The sequence below is a fragment of the Paraburkholderia caledonica genome (assembly GCF_000383275.1).
Taxonomy (GTDB): domain Bacteria; phylum Pseudomonadota; class Gammaproteobacteria; order Burkholderiales; family Burkholderiaceae; genus Paraburkholderia; species Paraburkholderia caledonica.
In genome coordinates this window covers 1-26,083 of the sequence record NZ_KB911052.1, presented here as the reverse complement: position 1 = coordinate 26,083, position 26,083 = coordinate 1, and the positions used below count along the sequence as shown (strand labels likewise).

Annotated in this window: 20 protein-coding genes, 1 rRNA gene and 1 pseudogene; 3 read left to right on the top strand and 19 right to left on the bottom strand. The window is 62.1% G+C overall.

All coding sequences use genetic code 11. From position 1 onward, the window contains the following. Positions 1–14: 14 nt before the first annotated feature. From ftsZ to coq7, 16 genes are all read right to left on the bottom strand, one after another. Entirely contained in the window at positions 15–1,211 is a 1,197-nt protein-coding gene (gene ftsZ, locus H281_RS0132085; RefSeq protein ID WP_020071225.1) for a cell division protein FtsZ, read from the bottom strand. A 149-nt stretch (positions 1,212–1,360) separates the two neighbouring features. Then, positions 1,361–2,593: a cell division protein FtsA gene (gene ftsA / locus H281_RS0132080; RefSeq protein WP_012434417.1), complete on the bottom strand. Its 1,233-nt coding sequence runs from the start codon at positions 2,591–2,593 to the stop codon at positions 1,361–1,363. Between the two features lie 27 nt (positions 2,594–2,620). Further along, positions 2,621–3,373 (bottom strand): cell division protein FtsQ/DivIB, encoded by a 753-nt coding sequence (locus H281_RS0132075; protein ID WP_020071224.1) that lies wholly within the window; start codon positions 3,371–3,373, stop codon positions 2,621–2,623. 49 nt (positions 3,374–3,422) lie between these two features. Continuing rightward, positions 3,423–4,376 (bottom strand): D-alanine--D-alanine ligase, encoded by a 954-nt coding sequence (locus H281_RS0132070; protein WP_020071223.1) that lies wholly within the window; start codon positions 4,374–4,376, stop codon positions 3,423–3,425. Between the two features lies 1 nt (position 4,377). Then, positions 4,378–5,781, bottom strand: a complete 1,404-nt coding sequence (gene murC, locus H281_RS0132065; protein WP_020071222.1) for a UDP-N-acetylmuramate--L-alanine ligase — start codon at positions 5,779–5,781, stop codon at positions 4,378–4,380. Then, complete coding sequence (gene murG, locus H281_RS0132060) at positions 5,778–6,896, bottom strand: undecaprenyldiphospho-muramoylpentapeptide beta-N-acetylglucosaminyltransferase (RefSeq protein ID WP_020071221.1); 1,119 nt, start codon at positions 6,894–6,896, stop codon at positions 5,778–5,780. The genes murC and murG overlap by 4 nt, the downstream gene beginning before the upstream one ends. Before the next feature lie 121 nt (positions 6,897–7,017). Further along, entirely contained in the window at positions 7,018–8,286 is a 1,269-nt protein-coding gene (gene ftsW, locus H281_RS0132050) for a putative lipid II flippase FtsW (RefSeq protein WP_020071219.1), read from the bottom strand. Then, a complete protein-coding gene (murD, locus tag H281_RS0132045; protein WP_020071218.1) occupies positions 8,283–9,797 on the bottom strand; it encodes a UDP-N-acetylmuramoyl-L-alanine--D-glutamate ligase in 1,515 nt (504 codons plus the stop codon). Before murD ends, ftsW begins: the two co-directional genes overlap by 4 nt. Before the next feature lie 23 nt (positions 9,798–9,820). Further along, on the bottom strand, positions 9,821–10,990 hold the full coding sequence (gene mraY / locus H281_RS0132040; protein WP_020071217.1) for a phospho-N-acetylmuramoyl-pentapeptide-transferase: 1,170 nt from the start codon (positions 10,988–10,990) through the stop codon (positions 9,821–9,823). 17 nt (positions 10,991–11,007) lie between these two features. Beyond that, the gene (locus H281_RS0132035; RefSeq protein WP_027805128.1) at positions 11,008–12,435 is read right to left on the bottom strand and encodes a UDP-N-acetylmuramoyl-tripeptide--D-alanyl-D-alanine ligase; all 1,428 of its coding nucleotides are present in this window, start codon (positions 12,433–12,435) and stop codon (positions 11,008–11,010) included. Continuing rightward, positions 12,432–14,003 (bottom strand): UDP-N-acetylmuramoyl-L-alanyl-D-glutamate--2,6-diaminopimelate ligase, encoded by a 1,572-nt coding sequence (locus tag H281_RS0132030; protein WP_020071215.1) that lies wholly within the window; start codon positions 14,001–14,003, stop codon positions 12,432–12,434. Before H281_RS0132030 ends, H281_RS0132035 begins: the two co-directional genes overlap by 4 nt. Next, positions 14,000–15,865 (bottom strand): peptidoglycan D,D-transpeptidase FtsI family protein, encoded by a 1,866-nt coding sequence (locus tag H281_RS0132025; protein ID WP_020071214.1) that lies wholly within the window; start codon positions 15,863–15,865, stop codon positions 14,000–14,002. The genes H281_RS0132030 and H281_RS0132025 overlap by 4 nt, the downstream gene beginning before the upstream one ends. Next, on the bottom strand, positions 15,862–16,212 hold the full coding sequence (ftsL, locus tag H281_RS0132020; protein WP_020071213.1) for a cell division protein FtsL: 351 nt from the start codon (positions 16,210–16,212) through the stop codon (positions 15,862–15,864). The genes H281_RS0132025 and ftsL overlap by 4 nt, the downstream gene beginning before the upstream one ends. Next, positions 16,209–17,162, bottom strand: a complete 954-nt coding sequence (rsmH, locus tag H281_RS0132015) for a 16S rRNA (cytosine(1402)-N(4))-methyltransferase RsmH (protein WP_084166954.1) — start codon at positions 17,160–17,162, stop codon at positions 16,209–16,211. The genes ftsL and rsmH overlap by 4 nt, the downstream gene beginning before the upstream one ends. 15 nt (positions 17,163–17,177) lie before the next feature. Next, entirely contained in the window at positions 17,178–17,606 is a 429-nt protein-coding gene (mraZ, locus tag H281_RS0132010; RefSeq protein WP_027802334.1) for a division/cell wall cluster transcriptional repressor MraZ, read from the bottom strand. A gap of 430 nt (positions 17,607–18,036) precedes the next feature. Next, the gene (coq7, locus tag H281_RS0132005; protein ID WP_027805127.1) at positions 18,037–18,675 is read right to left on the bottom strand and encodes a 2-polyprenyl-3-methyl-6-methoxy-1,4-benzoquinone monooxygenase; all 639 of its coding nucleotides are present in this window, start codon (positions 18,673–18,675) and stop codon (positions 18,037–18,039) included. A gap of 302 nt (positions 18,676–18,977) precedes the next feature. Here coq7 and H281_RS0132000 point away from each other — a divergent pair, with 302 nt between their 5' ends. Further along, on the top strand, positions 18,978–20,153 hold the full coding sequence (locus tag H281_RS0132000) for a porin (protein ID WP_020071209.1): 1,176 nt from the start codon (positions 18,978–18,980) through the stop codon (positions 20,151–20,153). 197 nt (positions 20,154–20,350) lie between these two features. On the opposite strand, the gene H281_RS0131995 is transcribed toward H281_RS0132000, so the two are convergent. After that, a complete protein-coding gene (locus H281_RS0131995) occupies positions 20,351–22,024 on the bottom strand; it encodes a long-chain fatty acid--CoA ligase (protein WP_020071208.1) in 1,674 nt (557 codons plus the stop codon). A gap of 154 nt (positions 22,025–22,178) precedes the next feature. Next, positions 22,179–24,257, bottom strand: coding sequence for a molybdopterin-containing oxidoreductase family protein (locus tag H281_RS0131990; RefSeq protein WP_027805126.1), 2,079 nt, complete (start codon positions 24,255–24,257; stop codon positions 22,179–22,181). 185 nt (positions 24,258–24,442) lie between these two features. On the opposite strand from H281_RS0131990, the gene H281_RS0131985 reads away from it, so the two are divergent. Both H281_RS0131985 and H281_RS0131980 read left to right on the top strand, forming a co-directional pair. Continuing rightward, complete coding sequence (locus H281_RS0131985; RefSeq protein ID WP_027805125.1) at positions 24,443–25,651, top strand: M20 aminoacylase family protein; 1,209 nt, start codon at positions 24,443–24,445, stop codon at positions 25,649–25,651. Position 25,652: 1 nt separating this feature from the next. Beyond that, positions 25,653–25,844, top strand: a pseudogene (locus H281_RS0131980) (lipocalin family protein); the annotation flags it as partial. A gap of 139 nt (positions 25,845–25,983) precedes the next feature. On the opposite strand, the gene rrf reads toward H281_RS0131980, so the two are convergent. Beyond that, a 5S ribosomal RNA gene (gene rrf, locus H281_RS37755) occupies positions 25,984–26,083 on the bottom strand; the annotation flags it as partial.

The window sequence follows — 26,083 nt, the reverse complement described above, 5'->3', positions numbered from 1 at the left end:
GCCTGCCCGTGCGCTCAGTCCGCCTGCTTACGCAGGAATGCCGGAATGTCGTACGTGTCGACGCCCTTTTCCTGCAGCGCCTGCACGTGCGAAGCCGCGGTGTCGCGCGACGTGCGCCACACAGCCGGCGTGTCCAGCGCGCCGTAGTCGGCCGTGCTCGCGTGCGACGGCGTTGCGTAGGCCGCGTGTTGCGTGCTGATCGGCTGATTGTCGGTGCCGGTGCGCAGCAGCGTCATAGGTGCCGATTGCTGCTTCTTCGCCGCACGGCCGAGACCCGTTGCCACGACCGTCACGCGCAGCGCGTCGCCCATTGCATCGTCGTACACCGCGCCGAAAATCACGGTCGCGTCTTCTGCAGCATAGCTCTTGATGGTGTTCATCACTTCGCGCGTTTCAGACAGACGCAGCGAACGGCTCGACGTGATGTTCACCAGCACGCCACGCGCGCCCGACAGATCCACACCTTCCAGCAGCGGGCTGGCAACAGCCTGCTCGGCAGCGAGACGCGCGCGATCGACGCCGGCAACCGTCGCCGTGCCCATCATCGCCTTGCCCTGCTCGCCCATCACCGTCTTCACGTCTTCGAAGTCGACGTTCACCAGACCGTCGACGTTGATGATTTCCGCGATGCCGGCAACTGCGTTGTTCAGAACGTCGTCTGCGCACTGGAAGCACTTGTCCATCTCGGCGTCATCGCCCATCACCTCGAACAGCTTGTCGTTCAGAACGACGATCAGCGAGTCGACGTGATCCTCCAGTTGCTGCGAACCGGCTTCTGCCACACGCATGCGCTTGCCGCCTTCGAATTCGAACGGCTTGCTGACCACGCCTACGGTCAAGATCCCCATTTCCTTCGCGATCTGCGCGACCACCGGCGCTGCGCCCGTGCCCGTGCCGCCGCCCATGCCGGCCGTGATGAAGACCATGTGCGCGCCGCGCAATGCGTCGGCGATGCGCTCACGTGCTTCCTGCGCTGCGGCGTGGCCCATCTCCGGCTTGGCGCCGGCGCCCAAACCCGTGTTGCCCAACTGGATCACCGCGGTGGCGCGCGAACGCGACAAAGCCTGTGCGTCCGTGTTCATCACGATGAAGTCGACGCCTTGCACGCCCTTGTTGATCATGTGCTGAACGGCATTGCCGCCAGCGCCACCTACTCCGACCACCTTGATGATGGTGCCGTTCGTTTCGGTTTCCAGCATCTGGAATTCCATGTTGCCTCCGTCAAGATAAAAAATTCAGCCACTCGGCCGTTATTCGGCAAGAGATCGGGCAACCCCCTGTCGCGCGCCGGCCGCCGGCACCAGCGCGTATTTCTGAAACTGTCGAAAACCCGTTGAAACCTGCTCGGTAAAACAAATTCTTAAAAGTTGCCGAGGAACCAGTCCTTCATGCGCGTGAACACTTGCCCCATCGAACCCGACTGCACCGCCACCTTGCGGCCGCGCATGCGTTGCGAGCGTCCTTCGACAAGCAGGCCCATCGCCGTCGAATAGCGCGGGTTGCGCACCACGTCGGCAAGACCGCCCGCGTATTCCGGCACGCCGATACGCACGGGCTTCAGGAAAATGTCTTCGCCCAGTTCGACCATGCCGAGCATCATCGACGCGCCGCCGGTCAGCACCACGCCGGAACTCAGCAGTTCCTCGTAACCCGACTCGCGCACCACCTGCTGCACGAGCGAAAACAGTTCTTCGACACGCGGCTCGACGACCGCCGCCAGCGCCTGGCGCGACAGCGTGCGCGGGCCGCGCTCGCCGAGACCCGGCACTTCGATCATTTCGTCCGGATCGGCCAGCGCCTGTTTGGCGATGCCGTAGTCGACCTTGATGTCTTCAGCATCCGGCGTCGGCGTGCGCAAAGCCATGGCGATGTCGCTCGTGATCTGGTCGCCGGCGATCGGAATCACCGCCGTATGACGGATCGCGCCTTCGCTGAAAATCGCAATGTCCGTCGTGCCGCCGCCGATGTCGACCAGCACCACGCCCAGTTCCTTTTCGTCTTCCGTCAGCACTGCGAGCGACGACGCGAGCGGCTGCAGAATCAGATCGTTCACTTCGAGCCCGCAGCGGCGCACGCACTTCACGATGTTCTGCGCCGCGCTCACCGCGCCCGTGACGATATGCACCTTCACTTCGAGCCGGATGCCGCTCATGCCGATCGGCTCGCGCACATCTTCCTGACCGTCGATGATGAATTCCTGCGTGAGGATATGCAGCACCTGCTGGTCAGTCGGAATGTTGATCGCCTTCGCCGTTTCGATCACGCGCGCCACATCGGCCTGCGTGACTTCCTTTTCCTTGATCGCCACCATGCCGCTCGAATTGAAGCTGCGGATATGGCTGCCGGCAATGCCGGTGAAGACGTTCGTGATCTTGCAGTCGGCCATCAGCTCGGCTTCTTCGAGCGCGCGCTGAATGGACTGCACGGTGGCTTCGATATTCACCACCACGCCTTTCTTGAGCCCCTTCGATTCGCTCTGGCCGAGGCCGATCACCTCGTAGTGACCTTCGCCCTTCAGCTCGGCGACGATGGCCACCACCTTCGACGTCCCGATGTCGAGGGCGACCAGCAGATCTTTATAGTCTTTACTCATAGCGTGCTCATTGCGTGTGATGTCCGTTTACTTCTTGCCCTTGTCGGGTTCGCTGATAAAGCGCATGCCAGCGGCACGAATCGCGAAACCGTTCGGATAGCGCAAGTCCGCATACTCGATATCCTTTCCCCAACGTTGCGTCACCGCGTTCCAGGCCGCGGTTAGGCGCTTGCTCCGATCGAGCAGCGTGTCCTGATTGCGCTCGCGCCCCAACTCCACCTGCATGCCGTTCGACAGCTTGACGGTCCACGCGTAACGCGGCGACAACGTCACTTCTTCGGGCGTGGCGCCAAGCGGCGCGAACCACTTCTGAAAGTCGTGATAACGCGCGACCACTTCTTTCGCCGTACCGTCCGGGCCGTCGAACGCGGGCAGGTCCTGCTCCAGCTCGCCCTGGTTCGCGGTGAACAGATCGCCGTCGACGCTCACCAGTTGATCGCTGCCCCACGTGCCAAGCGGTTTGTACTCTTCGAGCGTGACAGCGAGCGCATTCGGCCAGACGCGCCGCACGCTCGCGTGACGCACCCACGGCATCTGCTCGAACGCCTGGCGCGCGACGTCGAGATCGACCGTGAAGAAGTTGCCCTTCAGCCGCCCGACCACGCCTGCGCGCACCGTCGGCGAATTGATATGCTCGGTATCGCCGTCGATCTGGATTTCGCGCAGCGCGAAATTCGGGCGCTGGATCAGCCAGTAACCGCCCGCCGCCAGCAGCACGAGCACCAGCAACGCATGCAATGCGTTGGCGGCGAAATTGAGCTGGCGAACGTTGTTCCACATGGTGTTGCTTTCGGGTTGCCCCGGTTAGTGCTTCGGTTAGTGCTGCCCGTTAATCCTTGAGCGTCAGCGCCAATACGCCGACAACCAGTTCCTGATAGCTGATGCCCACCGCGCGCGCCGCTTTCGGCGGCAGCGAGTGATCGGTCATGCCGGGCGCCGTGTTCACTTCCAGAAAATACGGGTTGCCGTCGGCGTCCAGCATGAAGTCGGCGCGGCCCCAATCGGTGCAGCCGAGCACGTCGAACGCACGTCGCGCCAGCACTTTCAGGCGCGCTTCGTCGTCTGCCGCCAGACCGCACGGAATCAGATACTGCGTGTCGTTCGCGATGTACTTCGCGTGATAGTCGTAAAACTCGCCGGCCGGCACGATGTGGATCACCGGCAAATCCAAGTCGCCCGCGATGCACGCCGTGTATTCGCCGCCGCCTTCAATACTCTTTTCGACCACCACGATCTTGTCGTACTTGACGGCTTCGACGAGCGCAGCCGGCAATGCGTCGGCGCTTTTCACCTTGATGACCGCGACGCTCGAGCCTTCGCTTGCCGGCTTCACGAAAAGCGGCAATCCGAGCTTCGCGACGATGTCTTTCGCGCGCGCTTCGTAGTCGTCGCCGCGCAGTACGGCTTCGAACGGCGGCGTCGGAATACCGAGTTGCTGCCACACGAGCTTGGTGCGGAATTTATCGAGCCCGAGCGCCGAGCCAAGCACGCCGCTGCCCGTGTACTTGATGCCGTAAAAGTCGAGCGCGCCCTGAATCTGGCCGTTTTCGCCATAGCCGCCGTGCAGCGCATTGAACGCGCGCACGAAGCCTTCTTCCTTCAACGCGGCAAGCGGACGCTCGGCCGGATCGAACGGATGTGCGTCGACGCCGGCATCGCGCAGACCTTGCAGCACGAGGCGCCCGGAATTGAGCGACACCTCGCGCTCGGCGGAATTTCCACCGAGCAGCACGGCCACTTTGCCGAATTGTTTAGCGAGTTGATCTGACTGGATACTGCTCATCTCACACCTTCGTTTCGAGAGCGAGACGACCCGGCACACTGCCGATCGAACCCGCGCCCATCGTGATCACTACATCGCCGTCGCGCACGAGTGCTGCAAGCGCGTCCGGCACTTCGTCCACCGTATCGACGAACACGGGCTCCACCTTGCCCGCCACGCGCAACGCACGCGCGAGCGCGCGGCCGTCCGCCGCGACGATCGGCGCTTCGCCCGCCGAATAGACTTCGGTCAGCACGAGCGCGTCCACCGTGGACAGCACCTTTACGAAATCCTCGAAACAGTCGCGCGTACGCGTGAAGCGGTGAGGCTGGAATGCGAGTACCAGACGCCGCCCCGGGAATGCACCGCGCGCCGCCGCAACCGTTGCCGCCATTTCGACAGGGTGATGACCGTAGTCGTCGACCAGCGTGTAGGCGCCCGACGTGTTGCCTTCCCCGACCACGGGCACTTCGCCATAGCGCTGAAAACGCCGGCCCACGCCGTTGAAATCGGCCAGCGCCCGCTGAATGTCGGCATCTTTCACTTCGAGTTCAGTCGCGATGGCGATCGCGGCCAACGCGTTCTGCACGTTGTGCTCGCCGGGCAGGTTCAACACGATGTCGATCGGCGGCGCGTCTTCGCGCATTGCCGTGAAATGCATCTTGCCGTCGCGTGCCTGAACGTTCACCGCCCGCACCTGTGCATCCGGAGCGAAGCCGTAGCGGATGATCGGCTTCGACACGAACGGCAGAATTTCCTTCACGTTCGGATCGTCGACGCACAGTACTGCGATGCCGTAAAACGGCAAACGGTGCGTGAATTCGATGAACGCCTGCTTGAGCCGCGCGAAGTCGTGGCCGTAGGTGTCCATGTGATCGGCGTCAATGTTCGTAATGACTTCGATCACCGGAAACAGATTCAGGAACGACGCGTCCGACTCGTCCGCTTCCGCCACGATGAAGTCGCCGGTGCCGAGGCGCGCATTCGCGCCCGCGCTGATCAGCCTGCCGCCAATCACGAAGGTCGGATCGAGCCCGCCCGCGGCGAGCACGCTTGCCACCAGCGACGTGGTCGTGGTCTTGCCGTGCGTGCCGGCAATCGCAATGCCCTGTTTCAGGCGCATCAGTTCCGCGAGCATCACCGCGCGCGGCACGATCGGAATACGGCGATGACGCGCCGCCAGCACTTCGGGGTTGTCGCTGCGTACGGCGGTCGAGACGACCACAGCGTTAGCGCCTTCTATGTTCTCCGCGGCATGACCGATCGCAATGCGCGCGCCGAGCGCGGCGAGTCGATCGGTCACCGCATTGCTCGACAGATCCGAGCCGCTCACCTGATAGCCGAGGTTGACCAGCACCTCCGCGATGCCGCTCATGCCGACACCGCCGATGCCGACAAAGTGAATATGTTTGACGATGTGTTTCATTGCTTTCCTTCTGGGCTCGCGCCCGAAATCGAACCCGCCACAGTCGCGCAAATCTTCGCGACCTGTTCCGTGGCGTCGGGTTTCGCGAGCGAGCGCGAACGCTCTGCCATCTCCGCGAGACTTTCCCGCGTCTGGCTGCGCAACCAGTCGGCGAGTTTTTCCGCCGACAGATCGCGTTGCTGCACGACCAGCGCTGCGCCGTTATCGGCGAGAAACGCTGCATTAGTGGTCTGATGATCGTCCACCGCATACGGGAACGGCACGAACAACGCGGCCACACCTACTGCTGAAATTTCGGACACCGTCATTGCGCCCGAGCGGCAAATCACGAGATCGGCTTTCGCATAGGCGCTCGTCATGTCGTCGATGAACGGCACGAGTTGCACGTCCGCGCCCGCTTGCAAGCCAGCCGCCGCGTAGTTCTCGCGCAGCGCGTCGATATGCTTGGCGCCAGCCTGATGCACGATGCGCGGCCGTTCGTTCGCACCGAGCAGCGCGACTGCGCGCGGCACCACTTCGTTGAGCGCCGCAGCGCCGAGACTGCCACCGACCACCAGCACGTTCAGCGGACCGTTGCGTTCTGCATAGCGTGCTTTGGGCGCAATCGCGCGCGCAAGTTCCGCACGAATCGGATTACCGGTCCATTCGCCGTGCGGCAACGCATTCGGAAACGCAACCAGCACGCGCCTGGCAAGCTTCGCCAGGACCTTGTTCGCGAGGCCTGCAATCGAATTCTGCTCATGCAGCACGAGAGGACGCCCGCTCAATGCGGTCATCAGTCCGGCCGGAAACGTGATGTAACCGCCCATGCCGAGCACGACATCCGGCTTCACGCGACGCAGCACGCTCAGACTCTGCGTGCATGCGCGCAGCAGATTCAGCGGCAACATCAACTTGGTCTTCAGGCCCTTGCCGCGCAGTCCGCCAAAGCGCACGTATTCCATGGGAATGCCGTGCTTCGGCACGAGCGTGGCTTCCATGCCGGCAGGGTTGCCGAGCCATACGACTTTCCAGCCCCACGCCTGCATCAGATGCGCGACCGCGAGCCCGGGGAACACGTGTCCCCCGGTGCCGCCGGCCATCACCATCAGCGTGCGTTGCTGCATGGGGGTCATACCTTCCCTCCACGCATCAACATGAATGAAAACCGGTTGTGGCTGCGGCCGCTTCGCTTAACTTCGCGCGCCTTGCGCACGAAGTTAGCCTTCGCCGAAATCGTGCGTTGCTGCGTGAGGGTCATACCTTCCCCCCACGCATCAACACACGGTTTTCGTAATCGACGCGCATCAACACCGCGACGGCGACGCAGTTCAGCAAGATGCCGGAACCGCCATAGCTGACGAGCGGCAACGTCAGACCTTTAGTCGGCAGCAAGCCGAGGTTCACGCCCATGTTGATAAACGTCTGCGCGCCGAACCAGATGCCGACGCCCTTCGCGACCAGGCCCGCGAACGTGCGGTCGAGCGCGAGCGCCTGGCGGCCGATCTCGAACGCGCGGCGCACAATCCAGTAAAACATCAGGATCACGACGAGCACGCCGACGAAGCCGAGTTCCTCGCCGATCACCGCGAGAATGAAGTCGGTATGCGCTTCGGGCAGATAGTTGAGCTTCTCGACGCTGCCGCCGAGACCTACGCCGAACCACTCGCCGCGGCCGAACGCGATCAGCGAGTGCGTCAATTGATAGGCTTTGCCCTGCGCGTAACGGTCGTCCCACGGATCCAGGTAAGCAAAGATCCGCTCGCGCCGCCACGGCGATGCCCACACCAGCAAACTGAACGTGCCGACCGCGGTCGCGACCAGCCCACCGAACAGCTTGCCGTTCACGCCGCCGAGGAACAACAGGCCCATCGCGATCGCCGCGATCACCATGAATGCGCCCATGTCCGGCTCGAGTAGCAGCAACGCGCCGACGAAACCCACCGCCATTGCCATCGGCAGAAAGCCTTTGGCGAAGCTGTGCATATATTCCTGCTTGCGTACCGTGTAGTTCGCCGCGTAGATCGTCACCGCGAGCTTCATGATTTCGGACGGCTGCATGTTCGTGATGCCGAGCGGAATCCAGCGGCGCGCGCCGTTCACGCCTTTGCCGACGTGCGGAATCAGCACGATCACCAGGGCGACGAGCGAAATCAGGAATAGCTTTGGCGCGTATTTGTCCCACGTCGAAATCGGAACGCGGAACGCCACGACGCCGACCACCGCGCCCATGACCACGAAAATGATCTGACGCACCAGGAACGCGTAATCGCGGTACGACGCGTACTTCGGCGAGTCGGGCATTGCGATCGACGCGGAGTACACCATCACCACGCCAAGCCCGAGCAGCGCGACGACCACCCACAGCAGCGAATGATCGTAGTCGAGCATGCGCGAGCGCAACGGCCGCACACCGTTGACGGCGCTCGCGAGACCGCTGCCGCCCGTGCGGCCGGCAGCGCGCGTGGCGCTTGCCGGGTCGCCATTGGCGGCGGCGCGTGAACCGAATCGTTCGGACCAGCTCATATCATCGTCCCCCGTTCGGCCGCGATTTCTTCTACCGTGCTGCGGAACACCGCCGCACGATGCGCATAACCCTTGAACATGTCGAAGCTCGCGCAAGCCGGTGACAACAGGATGGCGTCGCCCGGTTGCGCGAGCGCCGTTGCCGCACGCGTCGCTTCTTCGAGCGTGGCGTGGTCAGTCATCGCGATGCCGGTCTCTTCGAGCGCCGCGCGAATCTGCGGCGCGTCACGGCCAATCAGCATTACTGCGCGGCACCAGCGCATGACCGGCGCGGCAAGCGGCTCGAAGTCCTGGCCCTTGCCGTCGCCGCCTGCAATCAGCACGACGCGCTGCGCGAGACCGTCGAGTGCGGCAACCGTCGCGCCCACGTTAGTGCCTTTGCTGTCGTCGACATAATCAATGCCGTCGATCGATGCAATCAGTTCCACGCGATGCGGCTCGCCGTGATACTCGCGCAAGCCATGCAAAAGACGCGCGCCCGGCAGGCCGATGGCGCGCGCGAGCGCATAGGCGGCAAGCGCGTTGGCCGCGTTATGCAGGCCGCGAATGCGCAAGGCGTCCGCCGGCATCAGGCGCTTCAGCGCAATGTTCGGCGGCGTAACCGCTTCGTTCTTGCGACGACGCTTCGGTGCGGGTTCGTCGCTCGCGTCGAGATCGTGTGCTTCGACGAGCCAGATCATGCCGTTGTCGCGCAACAGACCGTAGTCGCCGTCGCTCTTCGGTTCGGTTACGCCGAAGGTCACGACTTCGATGTCGCTAGCGTCGGAAGGCGCGAGCGCCATCACGCGCGCGTCGTCGCGATTAAGCACGCGCACCGTTTGTGTACCGAAGATCCGGCCCTTCGCGGCGGCGTACGCGTCGAGGCCGCCATGCCAGTCGAGGTGATCCTGCGTGATGTTGAGAATTGCCGCGGCGTCCGGCTCGAACGTATGCGCTGTTTCAAGCTGGAAGCTCGACAGTTCGAGCACCCACACGTCGGGCAGCGCGGTGTTGTCGATCGCTTCGCTCAGTTTGTCGAGCAGCGCGGGGCTGATGTTGCCCGCCACCGCGACCTTCTTGCCCGCACGTTCGCACAGCAGGCCCGTCAGGCTGGTAGTCGTGGTCTTGCCGTTGGTGCCGGTGATCGCGATGACTTTCGGTGCGTAGCCGCTCTCGCCGAGCGTTTTCAGCGCTTGGGAGAACAGTTCGAGCTCGCCCCACACGGGGATGCCCTGCTCGCGGGCCGCGGTGATCAGCGGCAGCAGGTCGGCGGCGAGCGGCGACAAACCCGGGCTGATCGCAACGAGCTCCACGCCTTCGAGCAACACAGGCGAAAACGGGCCGCCGACAAAAGCAGCGTCCACGCCATGCGCTTCCAGTGCGGACAGATTCGGCGGTACTTCGCGCGTATCGGCCACACGCAGCCGACAGCCGTGCCGCGCGCACCAGCGCGCCATCGCGAGACCGGATTCACCCAGTCCCAGCACGAGCACCATCGGCTTTTGCCGATCCCGAAACTTCTCGCCGAACATCGCCTGCTTCCCCTAATACCTGCTTAACGCAACTTGAGCGTGGACAATCCGAACAGACACAACATCAACGTGATGATCCAGAAGCGCACGACCACTTGCGTCTCCTTCCAACCCGACAATTCGAAGTGGTGATGCAGCGGCGCCATCTTGAAGAGACGCCGGCCTTCGCCGAAACGCCGCTTGGTGAATTTGAACCACGCCACCTGCAACATCACGGAAAGCGTTTCCGCGACGAAAATGCCGCCCATGATGAAAAGCACGATTTCCTGGCGCACGATTACCGCGACCGTGCCGAGCGCGCCGCCGAGCGCGAGCGCGCCGACATCGCCCATGAACATTTGCGCCGGATGCGTGTTGAACCAGAGAAACGCGAGCCCCGCGCCGCCCATTGCCGAGCAGAAAATCAGTAATTCGCCCGCGCCGGCGATATGCGGAAACAACAGGTATTTCGAGTAGACCGAGCTGCCCATCACGTAAGCGAACACGCCGAGCGATGCGCCGACCAGCACTACCGGCATGATCACGAGGCCGTCGAGACCATCAGTGAGATTGACCGCATTGCTCGCGCCGACGATGACCAGATACGTCAGCACGATGAAGCCCCACACGCCGAGCGGATAGCTGATCGATTTGACGAACGGCAACATCAGGTCGGCACGCGCGGGCAAGCCCATCGACAAGCCGCTGCGCACCCACGCCATGAACAGGTCGAACACGCGCACGTTGCTCGCCTCCGACACGCTGAACGCGAGGTACACCGCGGCGAACAGACCGATCACCGACTGCCAGAAATACTTTTCGCGCGACGACATGCCGCGCGGGTCCTTGTAGACGACCTTGCGGTAATCGTCGACCCAACCGATCACGCCGAAGCCGAACGTAACGAGAATCACGATCCAGATGAACCGATTGGTCAGGTCCGCCCACAACAGCGTGGCCACGGCGATGCCGAGCAGAATCAGCACACCGCCCATGGTCGGCGTGCCGGATTTCACGAGGTGCGTTTGCGGACCGTCTTTACGAACAGCCTGACCGACCTTCATGGCGGTCAGCTTGCGAATCACCGCCGGGCCGCAGACGAGCCCGATCAGCAGCGCGGTGATGGTCGCCATCACCGCGCGGAAAGTGAGATAACTGAACACGCGCAAGAAGCTTGCGTCATTCTGCAGCCATTGCGCCAGCGCCAGTAGCATGCTTCGGTCCTTCTATTTCAGTGTGCGGCGGGCGTACTGCCCGCTGCGTTGGGTTGTGGACTCGTAACGGCGTCCACCACGCGCTCCATCTGCATGAAGCGCGAGCCTTTCACGAGAAGCGTTGCAGCGGCGCCGAAGCCGGCCTGCTGCAATTGCGCGACCAGCGTGCCGATGTCGGCCACGTGATGCGCGCCCGCGCCATACGCGGTGCAGGCGTCGCGCGAGGCGTCGCCCATTGCGTACAGCGCGTCGATACCGCGTTCCTTCGCGTATGCGCCGATTTCGCGGTGGAACTCGGGACCGTTGTCGCCGACTTCGCCCATGTCGCCCATCACGAGCACCCGCGGCGAAGCGTGCGACGCGAGGACGTCGATCGCGGCGCGCATCGAATCGGGATTCGCGTTGTACGTGTCGTCGATCACCGTTGCACCGGCTAGCGTGCCGAGCGCGGCATGCTTGACCTGCAAGCGGCCTTTCACCGCGCCGAACGATTCGAGGCCGCGCTTGATCGCATCGAGCGAAACGCCCGCGGCGAGGGCGGCCGATGTCGCGGCCAATGCGTTGTGCGCGTTGTGATTGCCGAGCACTTGCAGCGTGATTTCGACATGGCCTTGCGGTGTGTCGACGCTGAGCAGCTTGCCGTCGAACCTGCCGGTGACGGCGGCTTCGGTCGTGCGTTCGTCGCTGTTCAGCGCGAAGTCGACGATCCGGTTGCCGGTGGCGGCCACGCGCCAGATGCTGGCGAAAGCGTCGTCCGCCGGGAACACGGCGACGCCATCCGGATTCAGCGCATGAATCACGCTCGCATGCTCGAGCGCGACCGCTTCGACGGTCGCCATGAACTCCTGATGCTCGCGCTGCGCGTTGTTCACGACCGCAACCGTCGGCTCGGCGATCTTCGCGAGCAACGACGTTTCGCCGGGATGATTCATGCCGAGTTCGACCACGGCCAGCCGATGCGCCGCATTCAGACGGAACAGCGTGAGCGGCAGGCCAATATCGTTGTTGAAGTTGCCGGCGGTAGCGAGCCGCGCATCCGCTCCGACGGCGGCAGCGAAGATCGACGCGATCATTTCTTTGACCGTGGTCTTGCCATTGCTGCCCGTCACGGCGACGAGCGGCATGCCGAACTTGCGACGCCAGCCGCGAGCCAGCGCGCCCAAACCGACGCGCGTATCGGTCACGCGCAGCGCCGGCACGCTCCAGTCTTGCGGCGTGCGCGAAACGAGCGCCGCCGTCACGTTGCGCGCTGCAACGTCGCCGAGAAAGTCGTGCGCGTCGAAACGCTCGCCCTTGATCGCGACGAAGAGATCGCTCGGACCCGCGCTGCGGCTATCGGTCGACACGCGTTCGAAGGTGACGCTGTCGTCGCCGATCACGGTCGCGCCGGGAATCAGCGCCGCGGCTTCACGCAGCGAGAACATTGCATTTCCTTGCCCGCTCATTCGCCACCTCCGCGTGCCTGCGTCGCCCGCGCGGCGAGCGCGAGACGGGCGTGGTCCTGATCGGAGAAAGCGCGCTTCTTGCCCATGATTTCCTGTGTGGCTTCGTGCCCTTTTCCAGCCAGCACGATGACGTCTTCCCGCGCGGCGCTGCGGATCGCCTGAAGGATCGCGCTCGCGCGGTCTTCGATGCGGCGCGCTTTCGACGAGTCTTTCATTCCCGCTACGATCTGCTCGATGATCGATTGCGGATCTTCGCTGCGCGGGTTGTCGCTCGTAACCACGACGCCGTCCGCGATCTTCTCGGCGATTGCGCCCATCAGCGGACGCTTGGTCGCGTCGCGGTCGCCGCCGCAGCCGAACATGCAAATCAGTTCGCCGCCGCGCGCGGTTGCCATCGGGCGTAGCGCTTCCAGCGTTTTTTCAAGCGCGTCTGGCGTGTGCGCGTAGTCGATCACGACGAGCGGCTCGTCGTTCTGCAAGCGGCCGCCGAGGCGTTCCATGCGGCCGTTCACCGATTCGAGCTTCGCCAGTTGGGCAAGCGCGGCGTCGAACGGCACGTCGGCGGCAAGCAATGCGCCGAGCACGCCGAGCAGATTGCTCACGTTGAACGCGCCGAGCGTTTGTACTTCGACGTCGGCCTTGCCCCAGTCGGACGTGTTCAGATGGAACGCGGTGCCGGTTGCGGTGGCGCGCACGTTCGACGCGAGCAACCACGCGTCCGCTTGCGGCGCGCTTTGCCCTGCACTTTGCGAAGCGTCGTTCTGCGCGGAGTCGAGGCCGTAAGCGATGGTGCGCGCGTGACCTCGAGTGCTGGCAAGCAGACGGCGGCCGGCCGCGTCGTCGTGATTGATCACCGCCGCACGCAGTTCAGGCCACGCGAAAAGGCGCGCCTTCGCCGCTTCATACGCTTCGAAAGTGCGGTGATAGTCGAGGTGGTCTTGCGTGAGATTCGTGAACACGGCGATGTCGAACGCCGTGCCGTTCACGCGCCCTTGATGCAGCGCATGCGACGACACTTCCATTGCGACTGCGCGCGCGCCGGCGTCGCGCAGTTGCGCAAGACTGCGCTGCAATTGCGGCGCGTCGGGTGTCGTGAAGCCGGTGTGCACCAGTTGTCCCGGCAAACCGGTGCCAAGCGTGCCGATGATCGCGCAACGTGTGCCGAGCGCGGTGAGCGCCGCCGAAATCCACTGACTGCACGAAGTCTTGCCGTTCGTGCCCGTCACGCCGACCGTCAGCATGCTGTCGCTCGGATCGTTGTACCAGGCACTCGCGATTGAACCGGCGAGGTCGTTCAACGCCGGTACCGCAAGCGTCGTAGATGCATCGATCGCGCCGTTGAATCCTTCGGCCTGAACGAGCACGGCGGCAGCACCGCGTTCAATTGCACTGTCGATGAACGGACGGTTGTCCGCGCCATCCACTGCGTAGGCGAAGAATGCGTCGCCGGCGGCGAGCGAACGCGTGTCGGCGTGCAGATGCGCGTCTGGCTGCACGCGTGCGCGCAGCCAGCTCAGCGCTTCGGCGATCTCCCGATGCGCCGGATGATTGTTGCGCAGCGCGCTCATCGAACGACTCCCGGATGGCTCTTCGCGTTCGCGGAAATCGTCATCTTCTTTGCGCCGGCGCTGGTCGAGATCTTTTTCGCAGCCGACTGCGCTGGCGTTGCAGACGGCGCGGCAGATGCGGAATCGTCCGATACCACCATCTGCTTGACCGGCATTTGCGGCGGCACATTCAGCGAACGCAGCGTATCGCCGACGATGCCCGAGAACACGGGGCCGGACACCTGACCACCGAAGTGGCTACCCGCGGTCGGCTCGTCGACCGACACCGCGACGACGATACGCGGGTTCGGCATGGGCGCCATGCCGACAAACGACGCGCGATATTTCGAGTGGTCGTAACCATGCGGACCGTGCTTATACGCCGTACCGCTCTTGCCGCCGACGCGATAACCCGGCACCGCTGCATCCGGCGACGTGCCGCCCGGCGAGACGACCGTTTCGAGCATCGCGCGCACTTCGCGGGCGGTGGTCGGCGAGAAGATCTGCGGCCCCGTTGCCGGCTGGTCGCCAGGCGTGCGGAAAATCGACACCGGCATGATCTGACCGTCGTGTGCGATGGCCGAATACGCGCGACCCAACTGGAACAGCGACACCGACAGACCATAGCCGTACGACATGGTCGCCTGCTCGATACGGCGCCAGCTTTTCCACGGACGCAGACGCCCCGCCGCCGCGCCGGGGAAACCGACCTTCGGCGCCTGACCGAGACCGATGCTCGTGTACATATTCCACATCTCTTCGGGCTTGAGCTGCATCGCAATCTTCGTCGCGCCAATGTTGCTCGACTTCTGGATCACGCCGCCGACGGTCAGGACACCGAACGCGCTGTCGTCGGTAATCGGCGCACCGTCAAGCACGAAGCGGCCGCCGCCTGTATCAACCAGTGTAGTCGGCGAGACGCGGTGCAGATCTAGCGCGAGCGACACCGTGAACGGTTTCATGATCGAGCCCGGCTCGAACGTATCGGTCAGGATGCGATTGCGCAACTGGTCGCCGGTCATGTGCGACCGGTCGTTCGGGTTGTAGGTCGGGTAATTGACGAGCGCCAGCACTTCGCCGGTCCGCACGTCGATCACCATTGCCGCGCCGGCCTTCGCCTTGAATTTTTCGACGGCCGCTTTCAGATTCGTGTACGCGATGTACTGGATCTTGCTGTCGATCGACAGATCTACGTCCTGGCCGTTGTGCGGTACGACCTGCTCGTCCACGTCCTCGATGATGTGGCCCATGCGGTCCTTGATCACGCGGCGGCTGCCCGACATGCCCGCCAGCAGCTTCTGATCGCCGAGTTCGACGCCTTCCTGGCCTTCGTCTTCGACGTTGGTGAAGCCGATCAGGTGAGCGGTGATCTCGCCTTCCGGATAGAAACGCTTGTACTCGTCGCGCGCGTAAATGCCGGGGATGTCCAGCGCCTTCACCTTCTCGGCGATGTCGACCGGCACCTGACGTTTGACGTACACAAAGTTCTTGTCTTCCGAGAGCTTCCTGCGCAATTCCTTATCGGTCATGCCGAGCAGCTTGCCGAGCGCGCCCAGCTTTTCCGCCCCGAGATCGTCCGGCACCGATTCCGGAATTGCCCAGATCGCGCGCACCGGCAGGCTCGTGGCCAGCACGAGACCGTTGCGGTCGAGAATCTTGCCGCGCGTGGCGGGCAATTCCAGCCGGCGCTGATAACGGATTTCGCCCTGCTTCAGATAGAACGCGTTGCCGGGGCCCTGAATCCAGAAGGCGCGCGCCGTCAGCGCGACGAACGCCATGAAAAGCAGGAACACGACGAGCTTGGAGCGCCACATAGGCAAGCGCACCGACAAAATCGGGTTCGCCGAGAAGGCGACGCTCTTGCGAGCCGACGATTTTTTCATCGCACGCCTCCGCTGCGGCTCGTTGCAGGCGCGGACGCCGGACCGGACGTCGGGATCGGCGCGTCTTCAGCCTTCGCCGAGCCCGGATCGAGCGTCAGATATTGCGTGCGGCCGGTCGTGACCGATTGCATTTTTAGCGACGCGGTGGCGATCTGCTCGATGCGCGACGTTTTCGACAGCGCGCTCTGCTGATATTGAAGTTGCGAATAGTCCTGTTGCAGCTGACGCTCCTGAGATTGCGCGCGCTGCAACTGGATGAAGATCTGGCGCTGCTGATTGGTTGCGTTGACGACAGACAAGGCACAGCCCATCACGATCATCAGCAGGAAAATGTTGAGACGATTCATGGTGCGATTCGCTCCGCCACGCGCATCACGGCAGAACGGGCGCGCGGGTTGGCGGCGACTTCAGCGTCGCTTGCAAACACACGGCCGATGATTTTGAGCGGGGGACTCGGCAGGTCGACGGCGCGAATCGGCAGGCGACGATCCACCGTAGGCGTACTTGCGTGCGCCTGCATGAATCGCTTGACGATCCGGTCCTCGAGCGAATGAAAGCTGATGACCACCAGCCGCCCCCCTTGCTCCAACAGCGCTAACGCTGCTTCTAAAACGACTTGCAGCTCCGCAAGCTCTTGATTGATGTGAATCCGTATAGCCTGAAAGGTGCGGGTTGCCGGATCCTTGCCCTTCTCACGGGTTTTGACGACGTTAGCCACGATTTGGGCAAGCTCGCCCGTGCTGACGAGAGGCCCAAGACGGTCGGACTCTGCCCGGCGAGCAACAAGCGCCTTTGCAATCTGAAAAGCAAACCGTTCTTCCCCATAATCTCGTATCACCTCCGTCAGTTCCTGCACCGTGGCCCGCGCCAGCCATTCAGCGGCAGATTCGCCGCGCGTCGGGTCCATCCGCATGTCGAGCGGGCCGTCGGCGCGGAAACTGAAACCCCGCTCCGGGTCGTCGACTTGCGGCGACGACACGCCCAGATCCAGCAAAACGCCCGACACCCGTTCAATCCCGCGCTCCGCAATCGCGGTGCGCAGTGAAGCAAAACTCTCATGCACGATGCCAAAGCGCGGATCGGCGATCTGCTGCGCCGTGGCGATCGCGAGCGGGTCTTTGTCGAAAGCGATCAGACGCCCCGACTCGCTCAGCTTTTCCAGCACCAGCCGGCTGTGACCGCCACGCCCAAACGTGCCGTCCACATAAACGCCGTCCGCGCGGGTGACCAGCGCGTTGACCGCTTCTTCCAGCAGCACCGTGCGATGCTGCAATTCGTTTCTCATCGCAGATGCCATATATGTATGCCGCGATCAGAACGTGAAATTCTTTAACGCTTCGGGCATGCCCTCGGCGATCGCCGCCTGTTCCTTCGCGGCGTAAATTTGTGCGTCCCACAACTCGAAGTGGCGGCCCATGCCGAGCAGCGTCACTTCTTTTTCCAGCGTGCCGGCCGCGCGCAATTCCGGCGACACGAGCACGCGGCCCGCGCCGTCCATGTCCACGTCCATTGCGTTGCCGAGAAAGATGCGCTTCCACCAGGCGGCGTTCATGGGCAGCTTGTCGACTTTGTCGCGGAAGATTTCCCATTCCGGGCGCGGAAAGAGCAACAGGCAGCCGTCCGGGTGCTTGGTGATCGTCACCCGGCCCTCTGCCTGTGTTTGCAGCGCATCCCGATAGCGGGACGGAATTGACATCCGTCCTTTCGCATCGAGAGTCAGCGCCGACGCCCCTTGGAACACTTAGCTCTCCCTCTTGACCGGCGCTTTTGCGCCGGCTGCCCGATTCGTAAAAATCTACCCGAAACCGCGTGTCAGATCACACAAAAATACACTTTCTCACACTGTCTCCCACTTTAGAGGAACGCTAAACGGGGGTCAAGGGAGACAGACGGTTTTTCAGCGAAATTTGTTTGTTAGAACAAGGACTTAGCGCGACTCGTTCATGTCAGACATAAAACGGAAAATCGTTATAAAAGAAAGAGCTACTGCGGCTTCTGAAGGTGATACGTGAAAAGTACGAGGGAAAGGCGCGGACTGTAAGCGATCGCGGCAGGCGGCTGGAAGGTGTGAGGCGGGGATTCGGGGATCGAGCACGGACGACGCCTTGAGCGTCGTCCCACTTACGGTAATTTGAGGCGGTTGCGGGGAGAAAACCGACGTCTGCTGTCTCTTATATGTAGTAGGCGGTACGGGTCATCACTTTGGACATTGCACGCATCAACGCGCGCGCCGGGAATGGCAGCTCGATGCCGCCAGCGTCCATGGCGGCCTTGCCGTGCTCGGCCTCGTCGGCCCGCATCTGGTCGACAATGGCGCGCGACTCACGGTCGGCGGCAGGCAAACGGTCCATGTGGCTATCCAGATGCTGTTCGACCTGACGCTCCGTCTCCGCCATGAAGCCGAGACTGACGCGGTCGCCTAGCCGTCCGGCTGCAAGGCCGATAGCGAGGGCGCCTGCATACCAGACCGGATTCAGCAGACTCGGGCGCGAGTCCAGTGCATCGAGACGCTTGGCCGTCCACGCGAGGTGATCTTCTTCTTCGACTGCGGCCCGATCGAACACGGTCCGCAGCGATGGCGACCTCGTCGCGAGCTTCTGCGCCTGGTAGAGCGCCTGTGCGCAGACTTCGCCCACGTGGTTCACGCGCATGAGACCTGCGGAGTGGGCGCGCTCGGCCGGCGACAGTTCGGGCACCTCAGCGTGTGCAGCCGATTCTTGCGGAAGCGGCAACGGACGACTCATGCGCGAGACGCCAGTCATTGAGCGTAAACCCCGATCAAATTCAGTAATCAACTCGTCCAGAAACATTCGGCACTCCCTGATTTCACAACCGGCTCCCCACTCTGCGCTGCCCATGCAGCAAGCCTTTGCGGAGAAAAACGCAGTCTCCGGCGAGGCCGGATTTGGCCTTCGGAGACATCAGAATTTGGATTTTAGATCATGTTGCGTAAACGAAACAGGAGCCTTCCAGACGCCCTCCTTTTTCTTTGTGCCATGTAGCCGTTTTGTTACATTACGTGCAACTTCTCGCGAAGTTGGACAAGCAAGGCCTCAACGCTACATAAATATTCGCCTTGTACAAAAGATTCGTATTCCTTGGAGATCATTCGATGAAAAAGTCGCTTCTCGCTCTCGCAGCACTGGGCGCATTCGCAGGCGTCGCACATGCTCAGAGCAGCGTGACCCTGTACGGTATCATTGACGAAGGCTTCAACATCAACACCAACTCGGGTGGCAAGCACCTGTACAACCTGTCCAGCGGTGTTATGCAAGGCTCGCGTTTCGGCCTGCGCGGCACGGAAGATCTGGGCGGCGGTCTGAAGGCGCTGTTCGTGTTGGAAAACGGCTTTGACGTGAACAACGGCAGGCTGGGTCAAGGCGGCCTGATGTTCGGTCGTCAAGCATACGTCGGTCTGTCGAGCCAGTTCGGCACGGTCACGCTGGGTCGTCAGTACGACTCCGTCGTCGACTACGTTGGTCCGCTGGAAGCCGGCGACCAGTGGGGCGGCTACATCGCTGCTCACCCGGGCGACATCGACAACTTCAACAACGCATACCGTACGAACAACACGGTCAAGTACACCAGCGCGGATTACGGCGGCCTGAAGTTCGGCGGCACGTACAGCTTCGGCGGTGTTGCGGGCAACTTTACTTCGAACCAGATCTGGTCGTTGGGCGCTGGCTACAACAACGGTCCGCTGGTCTTGGGCGTCGGTTACTTGAACGCACGTACGCCGGCAGCTTCGGGCGGCCTGTTCAACAACGGTGGCACGGCGGCTACGCCGGCGACCGCAGTGTCCTCGCCGGTCTATGGTGCCTACACGTCTGCCAACACGTACCAGGTAATCGGTGCGGGTGGTGCATACACGTTCGGTGCCGCAACGGTTGGCCTGACGTACTCGAACATCCGTTTCGCAAACTTGGGCGCGGCGTTCGCACAGCCGAATGTCAGAGGTCAATCGGCTACGTTCAACAACGCGGAAATCAACTTCAAGTATCAGTTGACCCCGGCGCTGCTGGTCGGCGCGGCATATGACTACACGCGCGGCGCGAGCATCGAAGGTGCATCGCGTGCCCAGTACCACCAAGGCGCGGTCGGCGTGGACTACTTCCTGTCCAAGCGTACAGACGTGTACGTGATTGGTGTGTACCAACACGCGTCGGGTGAAGTACTGAATGCAGCAGGTACTGGTGTGACCGAAGCACATGCTGGCATCAACGGTCTGTCGGGCTCGTCGAACCAGAACCAACTCGCGGCTCGCGTCGGTATCCGCCACAAGTTCTAATAAGTCGTAAATACGCAGTTTTGCCTTAAAGGCGCCTTCGGGCGCCTTTTTTTATGGGTCCGGCGAGCCGCGATGCTTGCCGGCTTTGCGTTTGCGACAGCACAAACAAAAAGCCCGGCAGACTGTTCGTCTGTCAGGCTTTCTGGTCTTGCTACCGGAACTCATTGAGAGCCCCGATCTACATTAGTGCCTCACGTTCATGCACGCCCGTCGCGTAGCTCGCGGCGCAAGATCTTGCCGACATTGCTCTTCGGTAGCTCGGTGCGGAATTCGACGATCTTCGGCCGCTTGTAGCCAGTTAGCTGCTGCTTGCAGTACGCGAAAATATCCGCGTCGGTGAGCGCGTCATCCTTCCTGACGACGAACAACTTAACGGCCTCACCTGAATGCTGATCGGGCACGCCGACCGCGGCCACCTCGAACACGCCGGGCAGCCTGGCCACTACGTCCTCGATCTCGTTCGGATAAACGTTGAAGCCCGAAACCAGAATCATGTCCTTCTTGCGGTCGACGATCTTCACAAAGCCCTGCTCGTTCATGAAGCCGACATCGCCCGATCTGAAGAAGCCGTCCGACGTCATGACCTTGGCTGTTTCGTCTGGCCGGTTCCAATAGCCGGCCATGACCTGCGGGCCGCGAATGCAAATTTCGCCGGGCTGCCCAAGTGGGACCTCGTTGCCCTCGTCGTCCCGAATCGAGACTTCGGTCGACGGCAGCGGCAAACCGATCGTGCCGCTATATTCCGTTACCGTCACCGGGTTGCAAGTCACACACGGCGACGTCTCCGACAAACCATAGCCCTCGATAATGGGCGTATGCGTGTTTTCAAACCACCGTTTGGCGACCGCTTCCTGAACCGCCATTCCACCACCGTTGGCCGCGATCAGTTTGGAAAAGTCGAGCTTATGGAAGTCCGGGTTGTTCAACAGCGCGTTGTAAAGCGTGTTGACCGCTGGGATCGTCGTGATCGCATAGCCTTGCAAGGCTTTGATCATCCCGGGGATATCGCGCGGGTTCGGGATCAGAACGCCCAAACCGCCCGTTCGAATGGTCAGCAGCCCACACACTGTCAGCGCGAAGACGTGATAAAGCGGCAGCGCGACAACGGTGATGAACTGCTCGATGTCCGTACGATCCGTGCGAACCGGGTTGAGCCAGATTTCCGATTGCAGCACGTTGGCAATCAGATTCCGGTGCAGCAGTGTCGCGCCCTTGGCCACGCCTGTGGTGCCGCCGGTGTACTGCAGGAACGCGACGTCGTCCGGGCCTTGCTGAACCGGCTTGAAAGTCTGCCGTTCGCCTTCCGCAATTGCAGTGTTGAATTTGACGTGGCCCGGCAAGCTCCAGGCCGGTACCATTTTCTTCACCTGACGCACGACGAAGTTCACAACCGCGCCTTTCACGCCCATCAGATCGCCCATTGCCGCGACCACGATATGCTTCACCGCGGTATTACGCACAACTGCCTGCAAAGTCACCGCGAAGTTTTCGAGCAGAACGATGGCTTCCGCGCCGCTATCCTTCAACTGATGCTCGAGCTCACGCGGCGTATAGAGCGGATTAACGTTCACGACCACGTAACCCGCGCGCAAGATGGCTGCGATCGCCACCGGATACTGGAGCACGTTCGGCATCATGATCGCGACGCGAGCGCCGCGCGCAAGACCCTTCGACTGAAACCAGGCGGCCAGCTTGCGCGAAAGCGCGTCCAGCTCGCCGTAGCTGATCTCTTTTCCCATGCAGACAAACGCAGGTTTGTTGCGGTGCTCGCGAAACGCCTCTTCGAGCAGTTCCGCAACGGACGAATAGCGGGTTGGGTCGATCTCTGCGGGAACGCCGGGCGGGTAAGATTTCAGCCAGATTTTATCCATGCAGCGTCTCCTTCTTTATTTTCGAATGGTCGTGCTAAAAACGCATCGTAGCATGGGCACCCCTGCGGTAATGGCGAGTGACGGCGTGGTTAGACTGCTGCCTCGAACCTTCTGAGGCTTCGGCGGCGCGGCTTGGCTGTGTGGAAGAAGATCGTCAGACGCGCTCGACCTGGACCAGACAGTCGTAGAAGGTTGCGGATCCACCGAGATCGGTCAGCGCCTGGCTCGTGACCTGATTTGCATTGCGGCCATCGGGCGCCAGTTTCTTCCACCAGATCGACAGGCCGACCACGAGGCCTTGACGCGCCCGGTCGGTGACACGGGCGCGCGCCTGCATTGAGCCGCGGTCGTTGAAGATACGCACCTGGTCACCGTCGACGATATCCCGCGATCCCGCATCTGACGGGTGAATGTCGAGATGTGGCTCACCTTCGGTAGACCGCAGGCTTTCAACGTTGACGAAGGTGCTGTTCAGGAAGTTGCGCGCGGGCGGCGAGATCATTGCAAGCGGGTAGCGAGCGGCGAGTTCGGGCGCCGACTCCGCGGATTCATACGGCGGCACGTAATCCGGAAGCGGATCGAGCCCCTGCTGCGCGAGCCGTTCACTGTAGAACTCGCACTTGCCCGAGGGCGTGCGAAAGCCGCCTTCGGCAAAAGGCGCATCGGGAAGGTTCAGCTTTGCCCAACCGACCCGTTTGAGCGATTCCCAATCGACGCCTTCGAGCGTCTTGTCTTGCCAACGCAAGGCGCTGCGCGCAACGGTTTCGTCGCTTTCGAACAGCGACGGCTCATCCAGCCCCATCTGACGGGCGAGGCCGCGAAAGATTTCAGTATTGGGACGTGCGTCGCCTACAGGAGGAATTGCCGGCAAGTTCACCATGACGTGCGTGTGGCCGTACGACTTGTGCACGTCGAGGTGCTCCAGTTGCGTGGTGGCCGGCAGGAGCAAATCCGCATAGTCGGCGGTGTCGGTCTGGAAGTGCTCGAGCACGATCGTGAACAGGTCTTCGCGTGCGAACCCCGCTGCAACGCGCTCTGAATCAGGTGCAACGGCAACAGGATTCGAGTTATAGACGACGATCGCCTCGATCTTCGGGCCGAATGTCGCGTCGCCCGGATGCAGCAACGCGTCGCCGATTGCGTTCATATTGATGACGCGGCTGGGCCTGGTCGGCCAGCCGGGCATCAGGTCCGGACGCTGCAATGCATGCGTGTCGACCGGCGCCCACCCGGACGACGACAACAAGGCGCCGCCGGCCCGCTCGCGCCACGCGCCGGTCAGCGACGGCAGGCACGCAATGGCGCGCACGGCGTTGCCGCCACCCCGCACTCTTTGCAGACCATAGTTCAGGCGAATCGCAGCCTTTTTCGTGCTGCCGTAAAGGCACGCCAGGTCGACGATAACCTGCTCGTCAATGCCGCAAATCTCGGCGACGCGGGACGGCGAATACTGGAGCGCCCGCGCTTTCAGCTCATCAAAACCCAGTGTGTGCGCCGCGATGTAAGCGTGATCGAGCAGATCTTCGGAGATCAGCACGTTCATCATGCCGAGGGCGAGTGCGCCGTCGGTCCCGGGTTTCAGCGCAATGTGTTGATGGCACTTCTCGGCGGTCAGCGAGCGATACGGGTCGATCGCAATGAGTCGGGCTCCGTGGCGCTTGGCCTGCTGCGCACGTGTCCAGAAGTGCAGGTTCGACGCAATCGGATTCGAGCCCCAGATCAGGATAACCTCGCTTTCGTCGAAAAACTCCGTGAGCATGCCGATGCCCGCGCCGTACGTATATTTCAAGCCCGCGGCACCGGCCGCTGCGCAGATCGTCCGATCCAGCTGAGATGCGCCGAGCTTATGAAAGAAACGTTGAGCAATGCTGTCGCCTTGCACCAGGCCCATGGTGCCGGCGTAGCTGTATGGCAGGATCGCCTCGGGCGCCCGCTGCGCTATCTCCGACAGATGCTTCGCGCCCAGTTCAAACGCCTCGCTCCAGCTGATGGGTTCGAAATGCCCCTCGCCTTTGCGGCCAATGCGCTTCATCGGCGTTGTCAGACGGTGCGGGTGGTGAACTCGCTCTGCATACCGACTGACTTTGGTACACAACGCGCCTTGGGTTGGTGGGTGGTCTGGGTCGCCGACCACTTTGATCGCCCGACCAGCCTCAACCGTTACACGCATCGCGCAGGTGTCGGGGCAGTCGTGTGGGCAAACTGCGCGAGCGAATTCAGTCGGAGCGTTCATGGGGTAACCATTCAGGGGACGGGAAGTGTGGCGTAACGCCGGATTTTATTACGTCCGTCGGCGCTTGCCTGCATGCTGCCGCCAAAAAGGCTTCGGCGTAGAATCGTTAGCACTGCGTCCGGGCGCAACTTGCCCGAGCGATTCCTTGCAAGTCAAAAGCTAAAGCGCATCGGCACTCTACTATTATGAAACTGATCCCCGAAATTCAAGCTGCTCACGGAGAAATTCAGAGTCTTCGACGAACGATCCATGCTCACCCTGAACTGCGTTACGAAGAGACTGCGACAGCTGATCTCGTCGCCAAGACGCTTGAGTCCTGGGGTATCGAAACTCACCGTGGATTGGGCAAGACGGGTGTAGTTGGCGTCCTCAAACGCGGAAACAGTACACGTTCTGTCGGTCTGCGAGCCGACATGGATGCGCTGCCAATCCAGGAACTGAACAGCTTCGAACACAAATCGAAAAACGACGGGAAAATGCACGCGTGCGGCCACGACGGCCACACAGCAATGCTGCTCGGCGCGGCGCGACATCTTGCGAAACACGGTGAGTTCGACGGCACCATCGTATTCATTTTCCAGCCTGCCGAAGAAGGCGGCGCGGGTGCGCAAGCGATGATCGACGATGGATTATTCGAGAAATTTCCGGTCGACGCCGTGTTCGGCATTCACAACTGGCCGGGCATGCCTGCTGGTAAATTTGGCGTGACTGAAGGTCCGATTATGGCCTCCAGCAATGAGTTTCGTATCGAGATCAAAGGCGTCGGCTCGCACGCAGCGCTACCGCACAATGGCCGTGACCCGGTCTTTACCGCCGTACAGATCGCTAACGGATTGCAGAGCATCATCACGCGAAACAAGAAGCCGCTTGATACGGCCGTGCTCTCAATCACCCAGATTCACGCCGGCGACGCGGTCAACGTCGTTCCTAACGATGCCTGGCTCGCGGGCACCGTGCGCACGTTCACGACAGAAACGCTCGACTTGATCGAAGCACGCATGCGCAAAATCGTTGAAAACACGGCGGAGGCCTATGATTGCTCGGCCAAGGTGCACTTTCACCGGAACTACCCACCCACGATCAACAGCGGTGACGAAGCGCGATTTGCGGCGTCCGTTATGAAGGAAATCGTCGGTGCAGAGAACGTCGACGACTCCGTGGAACCCACGATGGGTGCGGAGGACTTTTCCTTCATGTTGCTGGCGAAGCCAGGGTGTTACGCGTTTCTTGGTAACGGCGACGGCGGCCACCGTGATGCGGGCCACGGTGCGGGCCCGTGCATGCTGCACAATGCCAGTTACGACTTCAACGATGAACTGCTTCCTATCGGCTCTACGTACTGGGTGCGACTGGCGCAGCGCTTTCTGGCGGGAAACGATACGACGGATCGATGAAGTTTGGATGGCACGTCGCGCTGGCGTGCTCGTAGATCCGCTGATGGACGACCAGGAACTGGACTCGCGACAGTCTACTGGCGCGGTGTACCGGGAGGGCGCGGTGCGCGTGAGCCGCGATGGCGCCGATCTCGGGCGGGCTTATCTGGAACTGACCGGTTATGCGAACGCACTGCGGATCGGCAGGCAGTGAGGGACGGGACGAGCTGAATCCAGCCTGATTACGGCGTACTGCTGTCGTCGGTCTCGCTGTTTTACCGCCGCGTTTTTTCGCTGCGGTAAACGCAGAAACCCCACCTTTTGTGGGGTGGGGTTTCTGATGCTGCTGGGGAGCCTGACGATTACCTACTTTCACACGGGCAATCCGCACTATCATCGGCGTGGAGTCGTTTCACGGTCCTGTTCGGGATGGGAAGGGGTGGGACCGACTCG